General features: G+C 62.7%; 12 protein-coding genes. 3 read left to right on the top strand and 9 right to left on the bottom strand.

The genetic code is table 11. The annotated features are described in order from the left end of the window. Positions 1–2: 2 nt before the first annotated feature. The 6 genes from Q0367_RS11455 to trmD all read right to left on the bottom strand — a co-directional run bounded on the left by Q0367_RS11455 (position 3) and on the right by trmD (position 6,402). Positions 3–2,573, bottom strand: coding sequence for a bifunctional (p)ppGpp synthetase/guanosine-3',5'-bis(diphosphate) 3'-pyrophosphohydrolase (locus Q0367_RS11455; RefSeq protein WP_297635711.1), 2,571 nt, complete (start codon positions 2,571–2,573; stop codon positions 3–5). 146 nt (positions 2,574–2,719) lie between these two features. Next, entirely contained in the window at positions 2,720–3,640 is a 921-nt protein-coding gene (gene miaA, locus Q0367_RS11450) for a tRNA (adenosine(37)-N6)-dimethylallyltransferase MiaA (protein ID WP_363325859.1), read from the bottom strand. 52 nt (positions 3,641–3,692) lie between these two features. Next, a complete protein-coding gene (locus Q0367_RS11445; protein ID WP_297635705.1) occupies positions 3,693–4,100 on the bottom strand; it encodes a YraN family protein in 408 nt (135 codons plus the stop codon). Next, complete coding sequence (locus Q0367_RS11440; protein ID WP_297635701.1) at positions 4,087–4,758, bottom strand: ribonuclease HII; 672 nt, start codon at positions 4,756–4,758, stop codon at positions 4,087–4,089. The genes Q0367_RS11445 and Q0367_RS11440 overlap by 14 nt, the downstream gene beginning before the upstream one ends. Positions 4,759–4,987: 229 nt before the next feature. Continuing rightward, positions 4,988–5,350, bottom strand: a complete 363-nt coding sequence (rplS, locus tag Q0367_RS11435) for a 50S ribosomal protein L19 (protein ID WP_297635698.1) — start codon at positions 5,348–5,350, stop codon at positions 4,988–4,990. Between the two features lie 185 nt (positions 5,351–5,535). Further along, positions 5,536–6,402 carry a tRNA (guanosine(37)-N1)-methyltransferase TrmD gene (trmD, locus tag Q0367_RS11430; protein WP_363325858.1) on the bottom strand — a complete coding sequence of 289 codons (867 nt, stop codon included), beginning with the start codon at positions 6,400–6,402 and terminating at the stop codon, positions 5,536–5,538. 186 nt (positions 6,403–6,588) lie between these two features. Here trmD and Q0367_RS11425 point away from each other — a divergent pair, with 186 nt between their 5' ends. From Q0367_RS11425 to Q0367_RS11415, 3 genes are all read left to right on the top strand, one after another. After that, entirely contained in the window at positions 6,589–8,025 is a 1,437-nt protein-coding gene (locus Q0367_RS11425; RefSeq protein WP_297635692.1) for a M23 family metallopeptidase, read from the top strand. A gap of 75 nt (positions 8,026–8,100) precedes the next feature. Next, positions 8,101–8,595, top strand: a complete 495-nt coding sequence (locus tag Q0367_RS11420) for a hypothetical protein (RefSeq protein ID WP_297641198.1) — start codon at positions 8,101–8,103, stop codon at positions 8,593–8,595. Positions 8,596–8,601: 6 nt separating this feature from the next. Continuing rightward, complete coding sequence (locus tag Q0367_RS11415; protein WP_297641196.1) at positions 8,602–10,461, top strand: hypothetical protein; 1,860 nt, start codon at positions 8,602–8,604, stop codon at positions 10,459–10,461. A 14-nt stretch (positions 10,462–10,475) separates the two neighbouring features. Here Q0367_RS11415 and Q0367_RS11410 read toward each other — a convergent pair whose 3' ends face one another. From Q0367_RS11410 to Q0367_RS11400, 3 genes are all read right to left on the bottom strand, one after another. Continuing rightward, positions 10,476–12,701, bottom strand: a complete 2,226-nt coding sequence (locus Q0367_RS11410) for a hypothetical protein (protein ID WP_298982329.1) — start codon at positions 12,699–12,701, stop codon at positions 10,476–10,478. Positions 12,702–12,717: 16 nt separating this feature from the next. Further along, positions 12,718–13,488 carry a Mut7-C RNAse domain-containing protein gene (locus Q0367_RS11405; protein WP_297635680.1) on the bottom strand — a complete coding sequence of 257 codons (771 nt, stop codon included), beginning with the start codon at positions 13,486–13,488 and terminating at the stop codon, positions 12,718–12,720. 308 nt (positions 13,489–13,796) lie between these two features. Continuing rightward, the gene (locus tag Q0367_RS11400; protein WP_298982326.1) at positions 13,797–15,950 is read right to left on the bottom strand and encodes a PA14 domain-containing protein; all 2,154 of its coding nucleotides are present in this window, start codon (positions 15,948–15,950) and stop codon (positions 13,797–13,799) included. Between the last annotated feature and the right edge of the window lie 279 nt (positions 15,951–16,229).

Raw genomic sequence — 16,229 nt, 5'->3', positions numbered from 1 at the left:
GATCAGCTCACTTTTCGGTACACCTCTTTGATGTTGGGCAACTGTTCAATTTTGGTCATGATGCGCGTCAGCTGCGCCACATCTTTGATCTCCAGGGTGGCTGTGATCACGGCCAAATTGTCTTTCTGACCGGTCACGGCCTCGATGTTGCGCATGTTGACATGCTCATCCGCCACGAGCGCGGCGACATCGCGCACCAGCCCGGAGCGATCGTAGGCGCTGATGTGAATTTTCACCGGGTATGTCTTCGGCTCCGGCTGCCCGGACCAGGAAACCTCGATAATTCGCCCCTTGTCCACGCCGATCAGACGGTTGATGTTCGGGCATCGCTGCCTGTGAATCGTGACGCCGCGGCCTTTGGTGACATAGCCGACGATAGGGTCGCCTGGCACCGGGTTGCAGCACCTGCCCAGATGCGTCAGCAACCCCTCGACGCCCTGCACGCGCAACCCGTCGATGTTGCGGTCGGCGTCCGCAGTCTTGGGGCCGGTGTGGACGGAGAAATGATCGCTTTCGCCCAGTCGCTCTTGCTCGCGACGCTCATGCTCGAGGATTCTGGCGGCGATTTGCTGTGAGTTGATGTCCCCGTAGCCGATGGCCGCCAGAAAGTCGTCGATGTTTTCATAGCGGAAGAGCTTCGCCACCGCCTCGTAGGGCATGTCCACCGAAAGCCGGCGCAGCTCCTTGTCCAGCGCCTGACGCCCGCGCAGGATGTTCTCCTCGCGGTTCTGTTTGCGCAGCCAGGCGCGGATTTTGCCGCGGGCGCGCTGGGTGGCGACGAACTCCAGGTCAGGGTTGAGCCAGTCGCGGCTCGGCCCCCCGCGCGAGGCAGTGATGATGGAGACCTGGTCGCCGTTGCGCAGCTTGTAATTCAGCGGCACGAGCTTGCCGTTGACGTTGGCGCCGCGGCAACGATGGCCAAGCTCTGTGTGAATGTAATAGGCGAAGTCGATGGGCGTCGAGCCCGCCGGCAGCTCCACAATGTCGGCGTTGGGGGTGAACACCAGCACACGATCGCTGAAGACGTCGGTTTTCATGCCATCGACGAACTCTTCAGAGTCGCTGCTGGCGAGCGGCTCCGACATCAGCTTGCGCAAGTAGTTGATTTTGTCCTGCACATCTTTGCTGTGATGCGACTGCTCTTTGTATTGCCAGTGCGCCGCCACTCCCAACTCCGCCTTTTCGTGCATCTCTTTGGTGCGGATCTGAATTTCCACCGGTCGGCCATCCTTCTTGATGCGTACGGCGGTGTGCAGGCTCTGATACATGTTGTTCTTCGGGTTGGCGATGTAGTCGTCGAATTCACCCGGGATCGGATGCCACATGGTGTGAATGACGCCAAGGGCGGCGTAGCACTCGGCGACGGTGTCCACAATCACGCGAAAGCCGTGGACATCGTAGATCTGGTCGAAGCCCACGCCCTTGCGCTCCATCTTCCGATAGATGGAATAGATATGCTTCGGCCGTCCGTAGACCTGGGCGTGCAGACCGGCTTCGGCCAGCGCTCGCTCCAGCTCCGTCTTGATGCGGATGATCAGTTTCTGGCGGTCGCTTTCCTTTTGCTGGATGGCGTTTTTGATCTCTTTGTAGCTGGTGGGATTGAGATAGCGGAAGCTGAGGTCCTCCAGCTCCGACTTAATCCGCCAGATGCCCAGGCGATTGGCGATGGGCGCGTAGTAGTCCAGCGTCTCGCGGGCGATGCGTCGTCGCTTGTGCTCCTTCTGACCGCCCAGGGTGCGCATGTTATGCAGGCGATCGGCCAGTTTGATGATCAGCACGCGCAAATCTTCGATGCTGGCCATCATCATTTTGCGCAGCGACTCCGCCTTTTGGTTGCTCGCCGGCGCCTCCGAGGCGCTCTTTTTCGCCTGGATCTTTTTCAGCTTGGTGACCCCATCCACCAGCCTGGCGATCGTCTGCCCGAAGTGCGTGCGCAGATAGTCGATGTCGAACTCCGTGTCCTCGGCCACGTCGTGGAGCAGGCCCGCAGCCAACGCCTCCGGGTCCATGCGCAGCTCGGTCAAAATCTCGGTGACCGCAATAGGATGCGTGATGTACGGCTCCCCGCTGTCACGGCGCATGTCGCGGTGGGCGTAGCTGGCCAGGACATAGGCGCGCAGAATCAGCTCGCGGCTTTCCGGCTTGAAGCTCTCGGGCAGGTGTTGCCAGAGCGATTCGATGGCGCGGCGTTCTTCGGGCGAAATTTTCGCCGGATCAAAGTCGATGAAATCCTGACCGTCCGCAGTCGGCAGCGGCTTCAGCCGCTCGATCGTCTGCCACAGCAACGGCTGGGCTGTTTCCGGCGCTGAAATTGCGCCGGAGGGTGTACTCCCATTTACGACTGCAGGACTGAAGGCGACTTCTCCAAGTTTGCCATCGTCGGTTCCCGTCGAAAGCAGGACGTCGGTCACATCGACGCGAGCCTGCACACTCTGGTCGCCCTGATCGACGGCGCCATTCTCCGGCTCGCCCGCCGCCGGCGTCGGCTTGCCCGTAGGCGTCGATTTTTTCCTGTTTTGAGATCGCTTGCGACGCGTCGTCGCACTGGTTTCGACCGAAGCGCTGGGAAGCAAGATCTTTTCTCCTCTCAACCACATCCACCCTACCATCGCGCAACGCGTAGATCGAACATGCACGCTCAACGCATCATTTTATTATACCTTCGCTTACTTTACTTTGCAATACAAGGACAAAACGTAATGACGCAATGCGGCATCCTTCAGCCTTGCAACCAGGCGAGGACAAAGGCAAGGATATCCTGTTGGGCGACTTGATCGAGGTCAAACCAGTGGATGCTGCGCAGTTTGCGAAACCAGGTCATTTGATGACGCACGTAGCGATGCGTTTCGATTTTGATGCGCTGTGCGGTCGTGGCCAGATCACAGCGGCCGGCGAGATAGTCGATGCACTCTCGATAGCCCAGACTGGTCATAGCAGGGAGTGCAGGGTCGTAGCCGCGCTCAAGCAAGCGCTGCGTCTCTTCGATCAAGCCGCCGGCCAGCATGGCGTCGACGCGACGGTCGATGCGCGCGTGGAGGGAGGCGCGCGGCCGCGTCAATCCGACCATCAAAATGCGATAGGGCGGCGGCTCGGCGCCTTCCAACTCCACCTTAGAGCGCCCTGTGAGCAGAAAAATTTCCAGGGCGCGCAGCACGCGGCGCGGATTGCGCGCGTCGATGCGGGCGGCCGTCGCCGGATCGAGCGCCGCCAGCTCCTGGAACAGCGACGCCACCCCCTCCTGTGCAAGTCGCTCCTCCAATCGAGCGCGCAAGGCAGGGTCTGGCGGCGCCTCCGGAATGCGCAGCCCCTCCACCACGGCGCGGATGTACAGCGCTGTGCCGCCCACCAGCAACGGCGTGCGCCGGCGGCGATGGATGGCGTCGATGGCGGCGTACGCCAGCTTTTGATACTCGGCGACGGTCAACACCTCATCCGGGTTGCGGATGTCGATCAGGTGATGGGGAATGAGGGCGCGTTCGTCCGGCGTCGCCTTGGCGGTGCCGATGTCCATGCCACGGTAGATCTGTCGGCTGTCGGCGCTCACCACTTCGCCCTGGCAGGCGCGCCCCAGCTCCAGGCTCAGTTCCGTCTTGCCGACGCCGGTGGGGCCAAGAATAACGATCAGCGGAGGTCGATCCATTGCCATCGGCGCAGAGGCGTCCACCGCTGCGCGTTCCTCAGGACGGGTTTGGTCACTCATCGTGGACGGCATGACGAATGTGTTCGATGCTCAGGAGCCGCCCCGACCCATCCATCTGCACCCCGACGACATCGATGCGCCAAGGGCCGCTCCACCCTCGTTCCTGGACGTAATGATACGCCACCTCTCGCATCTTGGCCGCTTTGCGCGGCGTGATTGACTCCAAAGCCGCCCCGTAGGCGAAGCCGCGACGCGTGCGCACCTCCACGAACACCAACCATTCATGAATCTCTCCACCGTGCACCAGGTCGGGCGCGCGCTCCTGAGCAATAATATCCACTTCGCCCGCCCGACAACGCCAGTTGCGCTCGAGGATGGTGAGGCCGGCCTCTTGCAATGTGCGCGTCGCCATCTCTTCGCCGACGCGGCCGAGTCGGCGGCGCGGGTCATGCGTCGTCATCGGCGTCGAAGAGCGTGGCGCGCCGCGCGATCGGCGCAAAGGTGCGACGGTGGATCGGGCATGGCCCAAAGCGTTCGATGGCGGCGCAATGGGCAGCTACGCCGTAGCCCTTGTGCACGGCGAACCGATACTCTGGATAGCGCCGGTCATACTCCTGCATCAATCGATCGCGGTGAACTTTCGCCAGGATCGAGGCGGCCGCCACCGAGGCCATCGTGCGGTCGGCCCTGGGCTCCGCCTGCTGAGGCAGACCAATGTGGGGAAGACGCACCCAGTCGAGCAATAAATAATCTGCGGCGGGCGAAAGCGCTGCAATCGCCTCTTGCATCGCCCTGCGCGTGGCGGCTGCAATGCCGATAGCGTCGATCGTGGCGGCGTCCACTTCTCCGATTGCCCACGCCGCAGCAGCCCGTCGAATTTCGTCGGCAAGTTGAATGCGCTGTGCAGGCGAGAGCAGCTTGCTGTCGCGCACGGACGACCACAGCGGGGAAGCGCCGCATTCAGGCGTAACCAGCACGGCGGCGGCTACGACGGGGCCGGCCAAAGCGCCGCGACCTGCTTCATCCACGCCGGCCACCCACCGGAAACCGCGCGCCCAAAGCGATTGTTCAACCTGTAGGTCCGGTGTATTGCGTTTGTGCTCGCTGACGCCGCTCATGTCGTCTTACACGATCTTTCAGGATGCTTCAAAGCTTCTGAAAGCGGAAAGCAGAGCCATGTATGATTTCAGCGCAAATTCGTTTCAGGTCAATGCGGAATGTTCACCGCCATCTTCCAGAAGGCTGCGAGCCCCCTGGAAGATGGCTCAAGTCAGAGGTCGATGAATTCGAGAAGGATCCTCAGAAGAACGCTTTGTCGCGTTGACGTTTTGCCGATCGTTTCGGCGCTCAGGCTTTGACAAAGCGCTTTTCGCGCAGGCGAGCAGACTTGCCCTGCCGATTGCGCAGGTAATAAAGCTGCGCCCGCCGCACGCGCGCCTTGCGCAGCACTTCAACCTTTTCCACCGTCTGGCTGTAGAGCGGGAAGGTGCGCTCGACGCCGACGCCGTGGGCGCCTGTGCGACGCACCGTATAGGTGGCGCCTGCCGTCTTGCCGCCGCGCATGGCGATCACTACGCCCTGGAACACCTGGATGCGTTCGTTGCGACCTTCTACGATCCTTTGGTGAACGCGCACCGTGTCGCCCGGTGCGATGTCTGGAAAATCGGGATTCAATTCCGGCTGAAGCGAGGCCATCAATGCGTTCGTCATAATTCCGATCCTTCGTCCGTTTACGAATGCGGGCGGGGCTGACTCCAAGCGCCTCCACCTGCAGAAGCCATTCTCAAGTGCAACTTGCACAATATACCATATTCCCTTGCTCACTCCAAACCGACGCCCTGAAAAATTCAACATCTTTCTTGCGCCCGCGCAAAAGATTTGGGCGCACAGATGCGTCATTCTATAATGGTGCTGTTGCTTTGCTCGCGATGGGAAGCGCGCTGCGGCGAGGGCGTCCACCCATGCAGCCGCAGGAAGGCGAGATCCGCATCGCTCAGCGGCGCCTTTGCCAGGAGATCGGGGCGACGCTGCAACGTGCGCAATAGCGCCTGTTCTCGTCGCCAGCGCTCGATGTTGGCATGGTGGCCGCTGAGCAGCACCGATGGCACGCTCTCGCCTCGGAAGGTGTGCGGTCGTGTGTATTGCGGGCCTTCCAGCAAGCCGCCGAGGCCGGGCGAATGGCTGTCTTGATGTGCGCCTAGCTCGTAGCCGAGTGCGCCGGGCGTCAGGCGGGTGACGGCGTCGACGATGACCATGGCCGCCAGCTCGCCGCCGCTGATGACGTAATCGCCGATGCTGATCTCGTCGGTGACAATCTGGCGCACGCGCTCATCGACGCCCTCATAGCGGCCGCAGATGAGCGCCAGTCGACGATAGCGCGCTAGCTCGACGACAAGCGATTGATTGAGCAGCCGTCCTTGCGGGGTGAGCAAGATGATCGGCGTGTCCGGCGGCAAGGGCGCCGGCGCCTCCGGATTCCACTCCGGCAGGTTGACGTAGGCGTCTTCAGGCGGAAGCGACCAGCCGGCCGGACGTGCGAGAACGGTCTCGACGGCGCGCACCACAGGCTCCGGCTTCATGATCATGCCGCCGCCGCCGCCGTAAGGCGTATCGTCGCAGATGTGGTGGCGGTCGGTGGTGTAATCTCGGATGTTGTGGAGGCAAATCGATATCAACCCCCGCTCGATGGCTCGTTTGATGATGCTTTCGCCAAACGGACCGACGAACATCGACGGGAAAAGGGTGAAGATATCGAAATGAATGCGATGAAGGATCTCACTTTGCGTTTCAATCGCTGGATTGTCAGGTTCAGACAATCTCTCGTCTCGCTCGTGTTCGCTCAATCCTCCGGCTCCTCTGGCGAGCCTGACGTCGATTCATTCGCTCCGTCAAGCCAAACGGCTCAATCCCCTCGCCCCATTGTAACACACGAACGCGGGGCAGCGCGCGTGATAGCGCCGCCTGTCGTCAGGCCTAAATCTCGCCTCTCGCCCGGTGCAGTTCGCATCGTCGTTGCGCTCGTCGTTGTCCTCGGCGGCGTCGGGCTGCTGTGGTCATATGGCGGCGCGGGCAATGGTGGACTTGCAGCGGAGACGAGCCTCGAGATGAAGGAGGGTGAGGCGCCTCCACCTCTGCGCCCAACCTTTACGCCGACGTCCGCCGCCACGCCGTTGGCGGTGGCTGACGTCAGCGAGTTGACGCAAATCGTCATCGTCACGCCGACGCCTGACCGCAGCCGGGCGTTGACCGTCGCAGGGGTTGTCGTCGAACGCGCGCCGGATTCCGGCGCCAACGGCGAACGTCGCATCGGCCTGATGGGGCTTTTGCCGGTCGGCCCTATGCGTTCTTTTCAGGCTTCACAGCCCCGAATTGACCTCTCTGACGTAAGAATTCCGCCGGTCGTGCAGGAGGTGAGCGACGCGCCGGCGCCGCAGGTGCAGGTTGTGCTGCTTGACGGCACAGTGCTGACGCCCGAGGACGAGCAGAAGGCCATGGAGCCGAGCGTCACGCCAGAGCCGCCGACGCCGACGCCCACGCCGCTGATCCCTCCGCTGGTCAAGGGGCCGCCCACGCGCTACTGGTCCACCTTTCAGCCTGGGCCTCCGGAGGAAAATGACCATTTCTGGATCGAATCTCCCTTTCTCAACACGGAGTACAATCGGGTGGCGGCCCCTTCCTATCAGTTCGGCTCCACTGCAGGAGGGCAGTATCGTCCTCACCACGGCATCGACATCGCCAACCGCTGGGGCACGCCGGTGCAGGCAGGCGTGGCCGGCACAGTTGTTTTCGCCGGTCTCGACGATCCGGTTCCGATGGGGCCTTATCCAAATTTCTACGGCAACACCGTCGTCATTCGTCTTGACCGCAGGCTGCCGGTGGCGGGCGGTGAATTGGATGTCTTCGTCCTGTACGGCCATCTGAGTCGCGTCACGGTGGAAGTCGGTCAACATGTCGAGCCGCCTGACATTGTGGGAGAAGTCGGCATGACCGGCATCGCCATCGGCCCGCACCTGCATCTGGAGGTGCGCGTCGGCGAAAACACCTATCAACACAGCGTCAATCCCTATCTGTGGGTGCGGCCGGCGCCTGGAGAGGGCGTTGTGGCCGTGCGTTTGATCACGGCGGACGGTCGCTCCTGGCCCGGCGCACGGCTGACGCTCGCCCGCTTTGAAGATGGCCGCGCCGTATGGGGACGCGTGATCGAGACCTATCTCGACAATGAGAACATCGGCCCCAACCCGACCTGGGGGGAAAACGGCGCTTTGGGCGACGTGCCGGCCGGCTACTATGTCTTGTTGGGCAACGTCAACGGCGAGGCGGTGCGCGCCGAGTTTTTCGTGCGCGAAGGCCAGACAACCTTCGTTGAAATCCGAACGAAGCAATAGCCGGTCTGCAACCGAGCACGCTTCCGCCCTTTGATCTGCAAACCTGGGCGCAGATTTTTATTTCTTTTCTCGGCCATGAACGACGCACCGGCTCCTCAGAACATTCCTCTGCCTGGTTTTATCCGGCGCAGCAGCCATCAGCATCGCTGGTCGCTGGCGATTACGCTTACGCTTCTTCTGCTTCAGACTGCAATCTTCTGGGGAGTGGCTGTCTATCTCTTCACCTCCGTCGATTGGGAGCTGGTGGAGGCGCTCGACGAACCGCCCGAAAGGGTGCTCCAGCAGATCACGCGCGCGCTCGTCCTGGTTCCTTTCGGCGTGATGCTCTTATTGTGCGCACTCGTTTGTGCGCTGTGGCCGCGCGTCGGCTGGCATCTGGCGATGATCGCCGAGTCGCTGATCTTGCTGGTGGGGCTGCAGGTCTATCTCTCCGACCGCGAGCAACTTCTGACGGATCGCCCCTGGCTTTATTTCCATATGCTCATCGCCATCCTGGCGATTGTGTTCATGAACTCGCCGGAGGGAAAACTGTTGCTCGGTCAGAACGCCGAGCCTGCGCGCAAATCGTAAATTTGCATGATGGACGAAACGCAACAGCTCGCCCTGCTTCGCCGTTATGAACCGATCATCCGCTTTACGCGCGGGGAGGAATTCTTTCCGATGGATGCGGAGGCGTACATTCGCATGTGCAGCCTCTGGATCAAGCGGCCGGGCGAACCTCCCCAGGAGCTGATCCCGGCGGGTGCGTTGACCCCTGAAGCGCTGGCTGAGCCTTACGAAGACGAATATGGCGCTGTTCGTTTTCTGAAATTCACCGAACCTCTGAGCGCGGCGGAGATGGCGGTGCAGGCCTTGCGCCAGCGCCGCGAGGTGGACCACGCGCTGGAGGAATTCCGCGTCGGCAAAGGTCGGCTGGCGCGCGTCGGCTACACCTCGCGCGTGGTGGACGCGCTCTTCCGCGTGGCGTTGCTGGCGCGCGGTCGCGTGCCCGGCGACGCAGCGGCGGCGGCCTCGCTCGGCTATCGCGCGCTGCTCCTGCAAGATCCGCGCCACGTCTATCACGGTCGCGTGTATGAAGAGCGCGGCTGGGTCGTGCTGCAATACTGGTTTTTCTATCTGTATAACAATTGGCGGACGCGCTTTTCCGGCGCCAACGATCACGAAGCCGACTGGGAAATGATTTGCATCTACCTGGCCCGCAACGCCGATCAGGGGCTCTGCCCGGAATGGATCGCCTACGCTTCGCACGACTACGCCGGCGACGACCTGCGCCGCCACTGGCAGGACCCGGAGGTGCAGAAGGTGGGCGATCATCCGGTGATCTACGCAGGCGCCGGCTCGCACGCCGCCTACTTCAGCCCCGGCGAGTATCTGACCAAAATCGAGCTGAATGTACTGGCGCCGGTGACGCGCTCTTTGCGTCGGGTGCAGCGGGTGTGGAAACGACTGATGCGCGAGCCGGGCGCCGACGGCGTTCCCGGCGCGCCCGAAGAACCGGTGCTCGCCATTCCCTTCGTCGACTATGCGCGCGGAGATGGCTTTGCGATCGGCCCGGGACAGGACGCGCCCTGGGATGAGCCGGTGCGCATCGACGAGTCGGTCGGTTGGGTGCGCAACTACCGAGGCTTATGGGGGCTTTACACTCAAGACCCCTTTGCAGGGGAAGACGCGCCGGCCGGGCCGATGTTCAACCGTGACGGCACGGTGCGCCGCGCCTGGTACGATCCGGTCGGTTGGGCGGGGCTGGATAAAGTGCCGCCGCTCAGCGAGCGACTTGCCATCGTGCGCCGCCAGCGCCAGGAGATCGTCGACCGTCGCACGTTGTTGCGCACTCAGGTGGAGGAAAAGACGGCGTTGCTGCGCGGCCTCGATGTCCAGGCGACGTCGATCCGCAATCAGCCTCACCTGCGGGCGCTCCATCAACAAACGCTCCAAGAAATCAAGGCGCTTTCTGATGAGATCGCCAGGCTCCAGGCTGAAATCACCGCAGCCGGCGCCTTGCTGGAAAATCTCGACCGCCATGAAGACCAACTGCTTGCAGGCGGCGCGCAACCGCTGCGGGCGCACCTTCGCCGCGCCCATGCCCCCGCTGCGTTAGACCAGCCGCGGGCCAGCGGCTTCGCCGAGCTTTGGGCCGCCATCAGCGTCACCGTGCTGCTGGTGGCGTTTGTGGTGCTCTTCTATTTCAACCCGCGCTTTCTGCCCGTCTGGCTTGTTTCCATCCTGGCGCTCTTCACCTTCATCGAGGCCGGCGTGCGCGGCGCCTTCACGCGCGCGGTGAGCCGCTTCGCCACCGCCCTTGCGATCGCCGCGGCGCTTGTGCTGGTCTATGAATTCTTCTGGTGGATCGTGGGCGTGACGGTGCTGGCGCTGGCCCTCTACATCCTCTGGGACAACTTGCGCGAGTTCATGCGGACGCGTCGCCCCATCCGCTGATGCAACAAGCCCTGTCAGCGGCGCACCGTCGGCAAATAGACGCGCTGCGTCGCTCCAGGCGTCGGAGTCGGGGTGGGGGCGGGCGGCGCACTCTCCTGAAGTTTCAGTTGAACGAGCGTTATCGACCACGGCGCAAGCGCAACGGTGAGTTCACCGTTTACGGCGTCGATCGACTGCGGCGGCTCGAGCAGAGCGTCGGAGGGGGCGCTGACGCCGTTGTAGGTGACGCTTTGCGCCGCCGGTGAGGCCGCCCGCACTTCATACAGGAGGCCGCCCTCAATGCTTCCCGCTTCCACCGCAATGGTGGCCGTGATCCAACCTGACGTTTTGTTGATGGCGAGCGCTGACAGGGTTGTGGCGTCGATGCGGCCGGCGTAGACGCTGAGCTCGGAGGCGGCGTCGAGCGTCGTCGTCACGGGCAACATCGCCTCGCCAAAGCGCGCCCACAGCGGGAACGCATAATATTGCGGCGCTCGATAAAAGCCGTTGTCCTCGTGCATCAGGCCATATTCGGTGCCGTTGCCGGCGCGGCCGTTGGCGAGATCCCACTGGTTGAACAGGGTGTAGCCCTGCTGAATCGCCTGCCCGATGGAGTCGGCCAGGAACAGAGCGTTGACCGCGCGCGTCATCAACTGGGCGTTGTCCTGGTCTTGCACCGAGACCAGGTTATATTCGGTCACAGCGATCGGTGCGCGTCGCCCGTCTGCAAAGACGTCGAAAGCGGCGTCCAGGTCCGCCCGAATCGTCCGCCATTGGCTCTGCGGCTTGGCCAGAATTTCGGCGTGACCGGCGGCGTTGTTGGCGGGCGGCTGGAAGTAGGGATAGGGATGAATCGAATAAAAGTCGAGCGAGGCGCCCGCCGTCGAGATCACTTTGAGGCCCCAGTTGTTGTAGTTCCACCAGTCAGGATTGGAAGGATCGCCGGGCGCCTCGTAGCCGACGGCGCCGACCAGAATGGTCGGATCGACGGCGCGCATCGCCGCGCGGAATTCCAGGTAGCCCTCTCGTCGCGTCGCCCCCGCTCCTTTGCCGAGCACATATTCCGTTCCATCGCACGTCCAGACGTCTTCCCATCCCCAACTCTGGCAGAGGGAGCCGCCCGCGGAGGGTTTCCCTCCATAGACCTCGTTGCCGAATTCCCATAGCTTGACGCCAACCGGGTCTGGGTTGCCGTGCGCTGCGCGCAGTTGCGCCCAGTGGCCCACCGTATACCAGTCCGTGCCGCGGAGGTCGACGCCGATCTCTCGCTCATCGTCGATGGCGCCGTTGAAGAAAGCGACCAATGCAGCGGCCTCTTTGGAGGTACCGTTGGGGTTGACCACCCACAATCCCTCGGCGCCGGTGGCGCGCAAAAAGTTGATGAAATCGGTGGGACGCGCAGCCCAGGGCCAGTAACAAGGCTCTGCACCGGGCTGATCTGCGCCCATCTCGCAGCTCAGCCAGCCGTAGGCGTTGCTCCAACTGCCGCCCGGCATGCGCAGCAGCTTGACGCCCGCGGCAACCGTGCGGCGGCGAAAAACTTCGTCCTCGAATCGACCGCGCCCCAGCCAGGCGGGCAGGTTCGACCCCAGCATACGACCATCGACCGGCGTGATGATTCCAGCGGCCTGAATGCGGATCGTAGCGGAGACCCCAGAGGCTGGTGGGGAGGGCGTTTGACCCGCCACCAGGCGCAGATCGTCGAGATAGAAGGTCAGCTGTCCACTGTCGACCGAGCTTTGCAATGCGATTGACCCCAGCGAGCCGCCCGCCAGATTCAAATCGGAGAGAGGGATCGTGACGACGCGCCACTCGTTGGCGACCGGCCCGCCGGGCAGGTAATGGTTCAGCAAGACCTCGTTGGCGGCCGGATAGTTGACGCCGGATCCGGCCTGCACGCGGATTGCCTGACCGCCGGTTGCGCCGCCGTGAACGGCGAAGCGGAGGGCCGCGTAGCCGGACAGGTCGATATCGCCGCCGGGTCGCACCAGCCACAGCGCTCCCCAGTTGCCGGGTTGATAGGTCACTGCAATTGCACGAGCGCTGCCGCCATAGGTCGGAGACGACGCAGCGAAGTCCACTGCGGCGTCAAATGACCAGCTCTGAAAGGCGGGATCAAGTCCGTCGTCGAAGAGGAGTGCATCACCCTGTCCAGGCTGCATGGCGCGAACGCTCTGGAGAATGCAGGCGCATAGCGCCAGCGCCAGACCCACTGCGCCGAACATCCCAACGGTTCGCCTGCACATTGTTCGCATGCTCATAGCGTCAAGCGCCTCCCTACAGCTGCTGCATCACCGTTTCCACGAAGCTGGCCATGCGTTCAAAGTGAGAGCCTTGCCAGTAGACCTGACCGCACGCCTCGCACTGTTGAAACTCCTCGTAATAGAGCTTCGTCTTAGGTTCCAGCCGGTCGAGCACCGCGCGTTTGTCGACCGGATGCAGAAGGCCGTTGCAATGGGTGCAGCGCTGCCAGGGACGCACGCTGGAGCTTAGGCGATAGCGTCGCAACACCGAGATCAGCTGCTGTCTCGGCTCCACATCGCGCACGCAGTAGCCGAAGACGACGATGCGGCGCTTCAGCAGGCCGCGATCCCGCGTGAGCAGAATCCGATGCTCCTGCGCCGAAATTTGCGCCAGTTCACAGTCGTTGAAGTCGTTGCGATAGAGCGTGTCAAACCCGAACATACGCAGGTAGGCGGCCAGCTGCCCCAGGTGGGCGTCGACGATGAAACGAGCCGGTTGAGGAACAGGCGGCCGTAGGGGCACGCGATCGTGGAGCGCATGGATGGCTTCCAGCGGATAGACCTCCACGCAGTCGCCCTCGCGGAGACGGTAGCTGAAATCCACCGGTCGCCGATTGACCAGAATCGCCTCCACTTCGGGGTGGGGCGCGCCCAACGCCTCGATCGGATGCTTGACGGCGGCGCGTTCGGTCAACCGCTGCTCGATCATGCGATGGCGCAACGCCTCAGGCAGAAAGTCGTTGAGACTGCCGTAAAATCGAAAATGAACGGTGAACATGGCAAGTGGAAAAGGTGGGCGCAGCAAAGAGGCTCGTCGAATCAGAACATGCGCATCAATTCGTTCGACGTTGAATCCAACAGATAGCGGCTTTGTCGCAGTGAAAAACCCGGCGACGATCTAGTCCGGTGACGATTTCGATGGAAGTCTCGTCTGATCTCACTATACACTAGAAATCAAGGGGAAAGCAAGTCATTTTCTCCCCTAAAACCGCCGCCTCGCCGGCCTGTTCCTGGGATGAACGCTGCTGGCGAACGGGTCATGGGAAGAGGCGCTCCCATGACCCGTTCTGATGAAAGGTTGGATCGCGAGAAGGAAAGGTGCGGCGTCGCCGGTTATGGCGGGCAGCCCCATGGCGTGTAGTTGTCGGCGAAGGGGCGCACGCGGAACTCCGGCTCGCCCCGTTGGTAGTCGCCGGTTGACTGCACCACGCGACCGTCCACCCACTGCTCGACTTTATACGGCTCCCCTGCGCCGCCGAAGCGGAAGATGTCCACCGGCAAACCATCAATCTTCAAGTAGCCGGTCGGATTGATCGAGCCGATGCCCGGCCCCAGCGACTGCCATTGATTGTTGCCGTCGAGCCGATAGAGCTTGATCCAGGCGTAGTTCTGCGGCTGCGGCGGCACGCAGGTGATGATGTTGCCCACGATGCCCATCGGCTGTCGTTGCACCTCGATGCGCAGCCGCGCAAACGCCTGGCCGGTCGCCTCAAAGTACTCCATGCGGATGCGGTGCTCGCCGGCGCCGAGCGTCGTCTCGTAGGTATAGCGCGTGCGAGGCTGCGTGCGCCAGCGATCGATCACGAGCTGGTCGTTGATGTACAGCCGCACGCCGTCGTCGGTTTCGGTGATGAAGCGGTATCGCCCCGCATCCAGCCGCAGCGTGTTCGTCCAGCGCACCGAGAAGTCGTCCGCCGGCACGAGGGGATCGGGCGAACCGTCCCGCCAGTTGAAGTTGATATCGTTGTCCTGACGCACCAGCACCGGGCTGCCGCTCAGGTCGCGATTGGCGAAATATTCTCCGGTGAAGGGCCGATCGATGCGCACGCGGCTCCAGGTGGGTCTCGGCAACTCGATGCCGCCGATGCCGCCGATCGCCGGTGGAGCCGGCGGAGCTGGCGGCCCGCCGATCTGCTCCCACGTCAGGCGAATCTGCGCCACGCCCGTATGTTCGAAGTATTCCAGCCGCACCGGAATTGCGCCGCCCGGCAGCGCAATTTCTGCGCTGTATTCGGTGGCGGATTGCTGGCGCCATTGGTCGATGATGAGCTGGTTGTTGACGAACAGGCGGGCGCCGTCGTCGACCAACACGCGGAAGCGATAGGTGCCTGGCGCAAAGTTTACGGCTCGGTTCCAGCGCGCCGAGAAGTAGTCATTGTTGATCACCCCCGGCGCAGGCGAACCGGAGCCCCAGTTGTAGTCGATCGGCCCCGCCTCGCCGCGCACGAGCGTCGGCGCGCCGGCCAGGTCGGGATTGTTGAAATACTCCGCCGTCCAGACGTCGCCGGTGGGCGGCGGCGCGGGTGCAGGCGGAGCGGCGCCGACCTGGAACCAGGTCAACGCAATGCGCGCCTCGCCGGCGTCCTCAAAGTATTCGACGCGGACAGACGCCGGGCCACTCAGCGCAACATCCGCCGACTCTACGGTCGTGGCGGCCTGCACGCGCCAGCTGTCGATGACGAGTCGCTCGTTGACGAAGACGCGCACGCCGTCATCCACCGTGGCGCGGAAGCGGTACACGCCCGGCGCAAAGTTGATCGTATTCGTCCAGCGCACGGAGAAATTGTCTGCGCCGATGACCCCGGGCGCCGGGGAGCCGAAGCCCCAGTTGAAATCGATCCTCGGGTCTTCCCGCACCAAAACGGGGGCGCCGAGCAGGTCGCGGTTGTTGAAGTATTCTCCGCGCCACGGCCCTACGCCCACCGGTTGTGTGGTCGGCGCGCCCACTGCCGGAGGAGGCGGCGCCGGCGCAGGCGCTGTGGCGCCCACCTGCGACCAGCCAAAGCGAATCACCGCTGCCCCGCGGCGTTCGTAATATTCGATGCGCACCTCGTGCGCGCCGGCGTTGAGTTGCCGCGTCGCCGAGAAGGTGCGCGCCGGGCCATGGTCGTACCAGGCGTTGATCACGAGCTGATCGTTGATGAAGAGGCGCGAGCCGTCGTCGCTGTTAAGCGTGAAGCGATAGGCGCCCGGCTGCGTCACCAACAGCGTGCGCGTCCACCGCGCTGAAAAGTTGTCGGCGTTAATCTCCGGGGCCGGCGACCCCAGTCCCCAGTTGAAATTAATATCGCCGTCGACGCGCGTCAGCGCCGGCGGACCGCTCAACGTGATGTTGTTCCAATAGCTGGCCTGCCAGCCGTCGCCCAGAAAAATCGCACCTGGGGTGGCTTGCTGGGCGAGCGCAGCGGCCGGCGCCATTCCAATCAGCAAGGCAAGCACGAATAGCAACGCGATCCCATGCGTCATTCCGAAGGCTTTCGTCTTCATGGCATCCTCACAAAACCTCCTGACGTAATGATAAATTTTCTGTTTCCGCTCTGATTGCCGCCACCGAAATTTGTTCTACCCGATGTACGTCGTAGATGTTCTAAAAGTTCCGCTGAATTGTGCAGAATTGTGCAGAAATGATAGAAATGGCGCCTCGCTACAACGGGTCAGACGCTTGCGATTCGAGACGATCAGAGCCTATTTGCTCGAAAACGATCGAAGTCGGTAAAATGGAAGGAAATAGCCCGGCGTCCGTTCGAGGGTCTGCAGAAAACCTCC

It is taken from the genome of uncultured Caldilinea sp. (assembly GCF_937128415.1).
Taxonomy (GTDB): Bacteria; Chloroflexota; Anaerolineae; order Caldilineales; family Caldilineaceae; genus Caldilinea.
The sequence above is the reverse complement of the archived record's forward strand: the minus strand, read 5'-3'. Positions and strand labels throughout refer to the sequence as shown.

Excerpts from the sequence above, each read along its gene's own strand:
- Q0367_RS11420 (WP_297641198.1), top strand. The coding sequence starts at position 8,101 with ATGAACGACGCACCGGCTCCTCAGAACATTCCTCTGCCTGGTTTTATC.
- Q0367_RS11445 (WP_297635705.1), bottom strand. The coding sequence starts at position 4,100 with ATGACGACGCATGACCCGCGCCGCCGACTCGGCCGCGTCGGCGAAGAG.
- rplS (WP_297635698.1), bottom strand. The coding sequence starts at position 5,350 with ATGACGAACGCATTGATGGCCTCGCTTCAGCCGGAATTGAATCCCGAT.
- miaA (WP_363325859.1), bottom strand. The coding sequence starts at position 3,640 with ATGGATCGACCTCCGCTGATCGTTATTCTTGGCCCCACCGGCGTCGGC.
- Q0367_RS11400 (WP_298982326.1), bottom strand. The coding sequence starts at position 15,950 with ATGAAGACGAAAGCCTTCGGAATGACGCATGGGATCGCGTTGCTATTC.
- Q0367_RS11410 (WP_298982329.1), bottom strand. The coding sequence starts at position 12,701 with ATGAGCATGCGAACAATGTGCAGGCGAACCGTTGGGATGTTCGGCGCA.
- Q0367_RS11440 (WP_297635701.1), bottom strand. The coding sequence starts at position 4,758 with ATGAGCGGCGTCAGCGAGCACAAACGCAATACACCGGACCTACAGGTT.
- Q0367_RS11415 (WP_297641196.1), top strand. The coding sequence starts at position 8,602 with ATGATGGACGAAACGCAACAGCTCGCCCTGCTTCGCCGTTATGAACCG.